Below are 8,876 nucleotides of genomic sequence, written 5' to 3' on the forward strand. Positions count from 1 at the left end.
GCCCTTTCAATGGCCGTTTTTGCGGCATCTTCCCACGAATTTGGGCTCGTTCCTATAATTTCGATTACTTTGTAAACGCTGTCAGACATGGCACCCTCCAAGAAAAAATATATTTAAACGATTCTTCCACCATCGACGCCTATAATTTACCATACTGCCCGAAGCAAAGTGACAAATATTCTTCACACATTCCTCCCTGAAACTAAAAGTAAACGATTGCTGCAATTTCATATTTTAATCTTTTATGCTATTTTACTTTTAAGGAGGATTTGAAACTGCAAAATCCGGAATTTATATACTACGGCGGCTTACTTTTAGTGGTGGCGTCCGCGCTGATTTTCTTTATCTACCGCAGGGAACAAAGAAGCGGTGAAGAAAGAAGAAGGAGAGAAATGGATATAGCACTACTCGGAATCACTGTAGACAGGCGGAAATCCAACAGGCGCGAATAGTTGAAAATACTTATAGCCGAAGACGACGTGACGCAGCTGAACAGGGTCAAGCTCTATCTCCAAAAATGGAACTACGATTTAGCCGAATGCAGGGACGGAAGCAAGGCGTGGGATATAATTAATTCCGAAGACCCTCCCAATATTTTGTTGCTCGACTGGAAGATGCCCGGCATGAGCGGAATCAGCATTTGCAGGAGTGTGCGGAAGATGGAAAAAGGCGGCGATTTTTACATCATTTTGCTCACCGCCAAATCGACCGAAGAAAGCGTTTCCGAAGGCATCGAAACCGGCGCCGACGACTTCATCTCAAAACCGTTTTACCCGCTAGATTTAAAAGTGAGACTGCTTACCGCCGTGAAGGTTATCGAACTTAGACGTAAACTTTCAAAGGCCGAGAATGCCTTAAAGGAGAAAGGCATATCGATCGACTAAGCCCTTCGTCCGGCTCTTTCAGCGTCCCATGTCGGCGGGCGTTTACAAACTATACTGGGCCCAGAGTTTTGGGGCGTCATTTACATACTGCGGGAAATTACTCGTCAAGAAATCGTTCAACGTATTCTGGTCGGGATAGAACAGCCTTCCTTCCGCTATCAGATCGGCCGTCCAGTTTTCAAAAAGAGATAAAACCTGATCCTCTTCGACATTAGTACCTATAGCTTCTATTTTTCCATTCATTGCGTTTCTCCTTAATATCTTTGATTACTTTAAATTGCAAAGGAGATGCCATTTGGGCTTGTTAATGTTTATTAACGAATCTGGCGCGTAACTTACTGAAATTTAATGCTGTATTGCAATGCTAATTTCCGGTCAGGCTCCTGCCTTTTTTTGGGTATTGGCAAATAAGGATAATTTTTTGACGCTTTGCGTCCGCAATCCGGCAAATTTTTCCACTATCCCCCTATGCCGTAAAAGAGGTACATGACCGTTATCATCACCACGATGAAGAGTATGCTGGTTACCGAGCCCGCCTTTATGAAATCGATACTCCTGTAGCGGCCAGGCCCCATGTACAGTGCGTTGACCTGATGCGTGGGCAGTATAAACGAATTGGAAACGGCTATGCCCACCACAAGCGCCGCCATTCGCGGGTCCGCCCCCGCCTCCATAGCCATGTTTATCACCAACGGCACCAGAAGAACCGTGGCCCCCACGTTTGAAATGACCAGAGTAAATGCGGTTGAAAGAATCGCTATCATCGTGAACAGCACAAGGGGCGAAATGTCTCCCATAAACCCCAATATTGCCTGCGCTATCCACGTGGCGGCGCCCGATTTTTGCGTCGCGATTCCAAGCGGAATGAGGCCGGCCAAAAGGAATACCGTTCTCCAGTCAACCGCCTTGTACGCCTCGTCTATGCTGAGCACGCGCGTGATTATGATCCCCAGCGCGCCCGTCATCAGGCTTACCGATAGCTGAATATCGAAGAATATGACCATCGAAAGGGCCACCGCCAGCCAGAAAACTGAAAGGTAAGCCTTCTCCGGCCGCATCACTTCCGCCGTTACCGGTGTTGTAAAGATGAAGTTGGGGTTCTTTTCAAGTATCTTCAGCCTCTCCCACGAACCGTGAACAAGGACGGCGTCCCCCACCTTAAGTGAAACCTGGCTGAGGTCGGTCTTGAAAATCTCGTCCTTGCTCCTGTAAATGGCCATCGGCATAACGTTGTACCTTTTGCGGAAATCAAAATCCATAAAGGTTTTTCCCGCCATCTCCGAGTGGGGCGAGATTACAGCTTCAACCGTGCCCGACATTATCGGCGAAAGGAGGGACCTGAAAACGTCGAGTTTCCTTTTAAGAGTCAGTCCGAATTTGTCCACGAACTTTTCCACGTTTTCTTCCGTGCCGAAGACGCCTAACGTCTGCCCGGCCTCCAGAGCCGTTCCCCTTTTGGGGGCAAGGCGCACCTCCCTGTCGGAGCCGACCATCGCCACAATATTTACAAGGTAGTCCCGGCGGATCATGGTGATAGTAATATTATCTTCCCCGCTTGGTTTCCACCCTTCCGGCGTTTCCAGCTCGAACGGAGTCCCCAGAAAACCGTAATAGTCGTCGATAATATCGCCCTTGACGCCTGTTTCCCCGCTACCTTCGCCGCCGTCTCCCTGCGGGAAGACATATCGTCCAAAAATTACGAAAAAGGCTATCCCGGAAACGACAAGCGACAGACCTATCGGAGCGACCGCGAACAGGCCGAACGGCTCCAGGTCGAAAGGTTTTAACAGGTCGTTTAGAAGGATGAGCGGACTTGAACCGACCATCGTAACGGTTCCGCCCAGGATGGCGCTGAATCCAACGGGCATGAGAATGCGCGACATCGGTATCTTCATTGAGTTGCTGACGCGCTTCAGCGCTGGAAGGAAAAGAGCCGCCGCGCCAATATTCTGCAAGAAGCTGGAAATAATGGCCACGGTCATAGAGATCGACATAATTACCCGGCTTTGGGAGTTGCCGGCAACCTTTAACACCGGCTCCACAAGCCTGTTTATTGCGCCGGTTTTATCGAGCCCCGCCCCGATAATTATGACGGCGATAATCGAGACTACGGCATTCGAGCTAAGGCCGATAAAGGCTTCGGTGGGGGTAACAAGACCCAAAAGCGGAAGCGAAACCATCATGAGTATCGCCACCACGTCCACGCGGATCCATTCCACAATAAAAAGAAAGACCGCCACGACGATCATCGCCATTACCATCATCATTTCAGTTGTTAATTCCATTGCGCCCCTTCTGTAATATATAAAAACGCCATTATAATACCTTACGTTGTTGGTAATTAATTTTTCGTATCTCCCTTTAACTTAAAAAGAGACTCTCCCCCGGCATATAACCTTTTCAGATTCCGTTGTACACAATTCGTGCCAGACGTTTTCCCACAAATCCAATTTTCTTATTTTATCTCTAAGTTAGCAGAGGTTTATAAAAACATTATGTTGGTAAATATTATAGCGTTGATTTTGGTTTATTTTTTAAACCGATTGCATTATCATGGGTATAAGGATAGAGATTATGGTGTTTATGCCACAATTTGATAATATAAAAGTGGTTTTTCCTGAATATGGGTTATTTTTCAGATCGTTAGTAAAAGCCAATACTGGTATAATGATTGCTCTCCTAATATTTGGATAATAATATGAATAAACAAAGCGTTACATCCGCTCCGGCTCAATTGAGGCATATAAAGAAAAGGGCGTCTAAAAAGCCGAAAGACAGCCCCATTTTGCAATCGATTTTCAACGGCATCCCGGACGCGATTCTTGTAATAGACCGCAACTACAACATCGTTATGTTCAACAACGCCATGCAGAATTTTCTGCATTTGCAAAAGGAGCAGATTGAGGGGTCCAACTGCTACACTCTATGCTACGACACCAACCACGCATGTGTGGACTGTCAGGCGCAGGCGGTTTTCCAGAACATGACCCCCCCTTCCCGCATACGGACGTGTTTAAGGGATGAGAGGCGCCGACAGTTTGAAATCTGGAATTTCCCCATTAGCGACGAAAACGGGGAAGTTAACTACATTATCGAATATATGAAAGACATAACCGACAGGCAAAGAATGGAAAAGGAGCTTATGCAGGCCGAGCGACTTGCAATCATCGGCGAAGTGGCCGCCAAGACGACGCACGAAATCCGAAATCCGCTTAACGCAATGGAAGGCGCGGCGCATTACCTCCTCAACGAATACGATGACGACCCGAAAATTCAAAAATACCTCGGACTGATAAAGGAACAGATTTCCCGGCTCGACAACATAGCTTCCAACCTGCTGGGAGCCGCAAAACCACGGCTTGTACTGGGCGAAAAAATACTTATCAACGGCGCACTTTTAAAATCTATCGACATCGTGGAATACATCGCGCGCGATAAGAATATAGAGATGGAAATTTACCTCGATGAAAACCTGCCCAAAATACGGTTCGACGAAGCAAAAATACAGCAGGTCTTCATAAACATTCTCAGGAACGCCTGCGACGCCATTGAGGACAGCGGCAAAATAGAGATTACCGGCCAAATCAGACAAAGAACCGGGGAAAACTTCGTGGAAGTAAGTATTCTTGACAACGGCAAGGGAATATTACCAGAAGATTCCGGAAAGCTTTTTGATTCCTTCTACACGACAAAGGAAAACGGAACGGGACTCGGCCTTGGTATTGTAAAAGACATTATGAAAAGCCACGGCGGTTACGTCTTTATAGAAAACCAAAACGTGGGAACGTGCGTAAGTATGGGTCTGCCGATAAGATGAACGCAAAAACTTACCCATTCCCCATACTGGTAGTTGACGACGAACCTGCGATCCTGGAAGTAATGAGCGCCAACCTTGAGAAAAAATACGACGTCCATACCGCCCAAACAGGCCAGGAAGCCCTTACGCTCAACGATGAAAATGAATACGCCGCCATAATCCTGGACTACAACCTGCCGGATATCGACGGAATGACGGTCCTTTCGCATGTTGTAAAGGCGGATGGGGACGCGATTGTAATAATGATAACCGCCCACGGAACGATAGAAATGGCGGTGGAATCGATGAAGGCGGGCGCATTCAACTACCTTGTAAAGCCGATAAATTATGATGAGATGGGCCTTTTGGTTGAAAAGGCTATCGAACACCACAAAATACTCACCGAACTGCTGGACCTGCGAAAACAGATCGACTCCGGCCTCGAAATGGACAACATAATCGGCCAGAGCAAAAAGATGCTCAAAATTTATGAAAAGGTAAAGGTAGTTGCCGAAAGCGACGCTACCGTTCTGATCCGAGGGGAAACCGGCACCGGCAAGGAACTGGTAGCCAGGGCAATTCACAGGAACAGCCCGAGGCGCAACAAGAACTTCGTCCGCATCAACTGCGCGGCAATTCCTGAAACGTTGCTGGAAGCCGAACTCTTCGGATACGAGAGGGGCGCATTTACGGGAGCCGTCGCGCAAAGGATCGGGAAATTTGAACGCGCCGACGGCGGAACGATATACCTTGACGAAATCGGAGAAATTTCGCCGGCAATGCAAGCCAAGTTGCTACGCGTCCTCCAGGAGGGCGAGTTCGACAGAATGGGCGGCAACCAGACAATCCAGGTGGACACCCGGATTGTGGCAACCACTAACAGGGACCTTGAGGCGGCGATAAAGGAAGGAGCGTTCAGGATAGACCTTTTCTACCGCCTTAATGTCATACCGATAGTAATTCCGCCCTTAAGGGAACGGGAGGAAGATATCGCCCTGCTTGCAAACCATTTCATTAATAAATTCAGCAAGAAAAACAACAAGGATATAAAAGGCCTTTCACCGGCGGTGATGGCAACGCTGATGCAACACAACTGGCCCGGCAACGTGCGCGAACTTGAAAACGTTATAGAAAGAACCGTGGTACTGACGCAAAATAACAGAATAGAATCGATTGACCTTTCGCTTTCCGGCTCCAACGGGCAGTTCGTGAACATCGGCGGGCAGGATGCGACTTTCCAGTTTGCAAAGAAAAAGGTCGTTGAGGCTTTCGAAACGCATTACCTTTCGCAGCTACTAAAAAAGCACAAGGGCAATATAAGCGCGTCCGCCAAGGAAGCCTCGCTGGATTACAAAAACTTTCACAACAAACTGAAGAAATACCAGATTAAGAGGTCCCGGTTTGAATAAATAGGTTATAAGAATTTATTAACGTTAACTTTCTGGAAAGGGGGAAATTTTGGATGTAACAAAGGTTCTAGACTGCAAGGGGTTAAGTTGCCCGGAGCCGATACTCAACATAAAAATGGCGCTGGGTGACCTGAATTCCGGAGACATCGTTGAAATGACGGCCACCGACCCGGGGTCGGTAAACGACATGGCGTCCTGGGCTAAAAGGACCGGTAACGAGATCGTCGACCAAAATCAGGAAGGCGATATTTACACTTTCTATGTTAAAAAAAAGTAAAGGAGAGAAACTATGAGTGATGATAAACAGAAAAGCATCTGTATAATAGCTACCAAAGGCACGCTGGATATGGCATATCCCCCTTTGATTCTGGCGACCACGGCTATTGCGATGGACATGAAGGCGTCTATCTTTTTCACCTTTTACGGGCTGGATATCATTAAAAAGGGAGCGAGCCTTGGCGTAGCGCCCCTGGCCAACCCGGCGGCGCCTATGCCGATTCCGAACATTATCGGCGTCTTGCCCGGCATGACGATGATGGCCACCATGATGATGAAAAGCTGGATGGGTAACGCGAACGTGGCAAAGCTCGACAAGTTGCTCGATATCTGCGTAAAAGAGAAGATGCTGATGATCGGCTGCCAGATGACGATGGACGTAATGGGAGTCAAAAAGGAACAGTTTATAGACGGTATAACCATAGGCGGAGCAGGCATGTATTTGGATACCGCCCTTGATGCCGATATTAATCTGGCGTTTTAATTCAACAAACGGCCGGATGGACGCAGAACCGCCCGGCCTGACCCTTCCGCCCGTCAGCCTGCGATGAACTGCGCCTTGAGGGCTTTCTAGTCCTCTTCCAGTAGTTCCATGTCCTCTTTGCCGGACCCGCACTCGCACGCGGGCGCAACATGGCACTGGTCGTCCTCGCAATTGATTATCGCGCCGCAGTTCAGGCATTTCCACACAATTACCATTGTATTGACCTCTCACAAATCTAACCGGTTTATAGAAGTAATTATAACATCATGCCGGACTTTTTGTACGGTTTTTGAAAGCTTATTTGACAAGATACCCGCCTCCAAATTAGAATCACGTGAGGTTTTAAAAAAATGCTTGCTAAACTTAAGGTATTGGTTTTAAACAATTCCTTCGAGCCGCTTCACTTTTGTGTAGCAAGGCGCGCCATCGTGATGGTTATCACCGGCCGCGCCCAACAGGTGGAGTGCGACGGCTTCATGATACGCTCTTTCAGAGCCTCTTTCGCATGCCCCACGGTAATCCGCCTCAACCGCTATATCAGGATCCCAAACTACGGCGGCGTATCGTTCAGCAAGAAGAACGTTTTAAGGCGTGACCGCAAAACTTGCCAATACTGCGGGAGCAACCACACTGAAATGACGATTGACCACATAATTCCCCGCTCACAGGGCGGGAGAACGGAGTGGCTTAACGTAGTGGCGGCCTGCAGGAAATGCAACCTGAAAAAGGGCAGCCGAAGCCTGAACGCTTCTGGAATGAGCCTCATTAGAAAACCGTTCAAGCCGAAATTTATGGCCGTGCTCTCTCAGCCCGTAGACGCGCCCGACAGCTTCAGCAGCGCGTGGCAGAAGTACCTGTCGTCCTACGCCTTTAATAGCTGATTGAAAACAAACTGAAAAATACCGGAAAAGGAGCAGGAAGAAACGCTTAAAAACGGCGCGTCCAGAGTAAGAAATCAGGTCGCGTGGGCAAGATTCCATTTGACAAAAGCGGGATTTCTAGATTCGTTTCAAAATAATAAACAGACTGCTTCCTCTTAATCTCGAATACTCCGCAAAAGTTTGGATAGTCTATACTCCCACATGCAATTATTAGTTTGCCTAATAATTGCCCCTTTGCTAAAATATATTTAAAACCAGAATGTAAGAACCAAATGTCCGTCCGATTTATAAAGGAAATCGTCATGATAAAATATTTGATAGGCTCAGCTATATGTCTTTCAATCTTCCTGGCATGGACGGCAGGCGCCGCCAATGGTCCTGATTATTTCACCGTTTACCTTGATCCCGATTCCAAAAAACAGCTTGGGGAGAAAAACTATAACGAGATACTGGATTTCTTCAAAAAAGCCGAAGCGGCAATTGAGTCGCGCGATCTTGACGGGGTTATGGAGCTATATTCCGATAACTACGTCAACGGCTTTCACGATAAGAAATCGGCCAAACGGACATGGAAAAGAATTTTCAGGACTTTCGACGGCATGGCAACGAAACATATGATGCGGCTTGTCACTCATTCGAGCGGCAATGTTGCGGTGATAAGTTGCAGCGGCTTTCTGATGGGCATACCCGAAGGCAAAAAATATCTGATAACAATAGACCATTGGGCCAACCAGGACCACATAATTGCCAAAGAAGGCGGAAAATGGAAATTGATTGGAACCTCCGGCAAAGAGGAAAAGCGCTTATGGTTTGATAAGCCGTTGCACCCGTTCTTTTAACGCCTGTCCAGTTGGCGGTATAATCCGTCTTATGAAGTTCAAGCTACGTTCGGATTTCAAACCGAAAGGCGATCAGCCCGCCGCCATCGAAAATATTGCAAAAAATCTCGCAAACAACTGCGGCCACCAGGTGCTTCTGGGCGTAACCGGATCGGGAAAAACATTTACGCTTGCCAACGTTATTGAAAAGGTCCAAAAACCCACACTCGTCTTCGCGCCGAACAAAACCCTTGCGGCACAGCTATATAACGAGTTTAAGATGTTCTTCCCGGAGAATGCCGTTGAATACTTCGTAAGCTATTACGAC

The 8,876-nt window shown here is 47.6% G+C and carries 14 protein-coding genes; 10 read left to right on the forward strand and 4 right to left on the reverse strand.

Features of this window, described 5'->3' with window-relative positions:
- Positions 1–89: dodecin family protein (locus tag V3S16_RS00580; RefSeq protein WP_413882741.1), on the reverse strand; the 89-nt coding region annotated here is incomplete at its 3' end.
- Between the two features lie 180 nt (positions 90–269).
- On the opposite strand from V3S16_RS00580, the gene V3S16_RS00585 reads away from it, so the two are divergent.
- Entirely contained in the window at positions 270–452 is a 183-nt protein-coding gene (locus V3S16_RS00585; protein WP_413882729.1) for a hypothetical protein, read from the forward strand.
- The gene (locus tag V3S16_RS00590; RefSeq protein WP_413882730.1) at positions 453–884 is read left to right on the forward strand and encodes a response regulator; all 432 of its coding nucleotides are present in this window, start codon (positions 453–455) and stop codon (positions 882–884) included. It begins immediately after the preceding gene.
- Positions 885–926: 42 nt separating this feature from the next.
- Here V3S16_RS00590 and V3S16_RS00595 read toward each other — a convergent pair whose 3' ends face one another.
- Both V3S16_RS00595 and V3S16_RS00600 read right to left on the reverse strand, forming a co-directional pair.
- Positions 927–1,127 carry a hypothetical protein gene (locus V3S16_RS00595; protein ID WP_413882731.1) on the reverse strand — a complete coding sequence of 67 codons (201 nt, stop codon included), beginning with the start codon at positions 1,125–1,127 and terminating at the stop codon, positions 927–929.
- Positions 1,128–1,342: 215 nt separating this feature from the next.
- Complete coding sequence (locus V3S16_RS00600) at positions 1,343–3,169, reverse strand: SLC13 family permease (RefSeq protein ID WP_413882732.1); 1,827 nt, start codon at positions 3,167–3,169, stop codon at positions 1,343–1,345.
- 413 nt (positions 3,170–3,582) lie between these two features.
- Between V3S16_RS00600 and V3S16_RS00605 the strand changes: the two genes are divergently transcribed.
- From V3S16_RS00605 to V3S16_RS00620, 4 genes are read left to right on the forward strand one after another with little or no spacing between them, the layout of a single operon-like run.
- A complete protein-coding gene (locus V3S16_RS00605) occupies positions 3,583–4,701 on the forward strand; it encodes a two-component system sensor histidine kinase NtrB (RefSeq protein WP_413882733.1) in 1,119 nt (372 codons plus the stop codon).
- Positions 4,698–6,089: a sigma-54-dependent transcriptional regulator gene (locus tag V3S16_RS00610; protein WP_413882734.1), complete on the forward strand. Its 1,392-nt coding sequence runs from the start codon at positions 4,698–4,700 to the stop codon at positions 6,087–6,089. The genes V3S16_RS00605 and V3S16_RS00610 overlap by 4 nt, the downstream gene beginning before the upstream one ends.
- A gap of 49 nt (positions 6,090–6,138) precedes the next feature.
- A complete protein-coding gene (locus V3S16_RS00615) occupies positions 6,139–6,366 on the forward strand; it encodes a sulfurtransferase TusA family protein (RefSeq protein WP_413882735.1) in 228 nt (75 codons plus the stop codon).
- A 12-nt stretch (positions 6,367–6,378) separates the two neighbouring features.
- The gene (locus V3S16_RS00620; protein ID WP_413882736.1) at positions 6,379–6,849 is read left to right on the forward strand and encodes a DsrE/DsrF/DrsH-like family protein; all 471 of its coding nucleotides are present in this window, start codon (positions 6,379–6,381) and stop codon (positions 6,847–6,849) included.
- Between the two features lie 86 nt (positions 6,850–6,935).
- Here the strand turns inward: V3S16_RS00620 and V3S16_RS00625 are convergent, their stop codons facing one another.
- Positions 6,936–7,064 (reverse strand): hypothetical protein, encoded by a 129-nt coding sequence (locus V3S16_RS00625; RefSeq protein ID WP_413882737.1) that lies wholly within the window; start codon positions 7,062–7,064, stop codon positions 6,936–6,938.
- Positions 7,065–7,199: 135 nt separating this feature from the next.
- Between V3S16_RS00625 and V3S16_RS00630 the strand changes: the two genes are divergently transcribed.
- The 4 genes from V3S16_RS00630 to V3S16_RS00645 all read left to right on the forward strand — a co-directional run.
- On the forward strand, positions 7,200–7,730 hold the full coding sequence (locus V3S16_RS00630; protein WP_413882738.1) for an HNH endonuclease: 531 nt from the start codon (positions 7,200–7,202) through the stop codon (positions 7,728–7,730).
- 18 nt (positions 7,731–7,748) lie between these two features.
- Positions 7,749–7,889, forward strand: coding sequence for a winged helix-turn-helix domain-containing protein (locus V3S16_RS00635; RefSeq protein ID WP_413882742.1), 141 nt, complete (start codon positions 7,749–7,751; stop codon positions 7,887–7,889).
- 143 nt (positions 7,890–8,032) lie between these two features.
- Positions 8,033–8,569: a hypothetical protein gene (locus V3S16_RS00640; protein ID WP_413882739.1), complete on the forward strand. Its 537-nt coding sequence runs from the start codon at positions 8,033–8,035 to the stop codon at positions 8,567–8,569.
- Between the two features lie 31 nt (positions 8,570–8,600).
- On the forward strand, positions 8,601–8,876 hold a 276-nt coding region (locus V3S16_RS00645), incomplete at its 3' end, for a DEAD/DEAH box helicase family protein (RefSeq protein WP_413882740.1).

Origin of the sequence: Candidatus Desulfatibia sp. (assembly GCF_036446775.1) — a bacterium.
Classification (GTDB): Bacteria; Desulfobacterota; Desulfobacteria; order Desulfobacterales; family UBA11574; genus Desulfatibia_A.

Coding starts and splice junctions, on each gene's coding strand:
- V3S16_RS00605 (WP_413882733.1), top strand. CDS start 3,583: ATGAATAAACAAAGCGTTACATCCGCTCCGGCTCAATTGAGGCATATA.
- V3S16_RS00625 (WP_413882737.1), bottom strand. CDS start 7,064: ATGGTAATTGTGTGGAAATGCCTGAACTGCGGCGCGATAATCAATTGC.
- V3S16_RS00600 (WP_413882732.1), bottom strand. CDS start 3,169: ATGGAATTAACAACTGAAATGATGATGGTAATGGCGATGATCGTCGTG.
- V3S16_RS00610 (WP_413882734.1), top strand. CDS start 4,698: ATGAACGCAAAAACTTACCCATTCCCCATACTGGTAGTTGACGACGAA.
- V3S16_RS00595 (WP_413882731.1), bottom strand. CDS start 1,127: ATGAATGGAAAAATAGAAGCTATAGGTACTAATGTCGAAGAGGATCAG.
- V3S16_RS00630 (WP_413882738.1), top strand. CDS start 7,200: ATGCTTGCTAAACTTAAGGTATTGGTTTTAAACAATTCCTTCGAGCCG.
- V3S16_RS00620 (WP_413882736.1), top strand. CDS start 6,379: ATGAGTGATGATAAACAGAAAAGCATCTGTATAATAGCTACCAAAGGC.
- V3S16_RS00640 (WP_413882739.1), top strand. CDS start 8,033: ATGATAAAATATTTGATAGGCTCAGCTATATGTCTTTCAATCTTCCTG.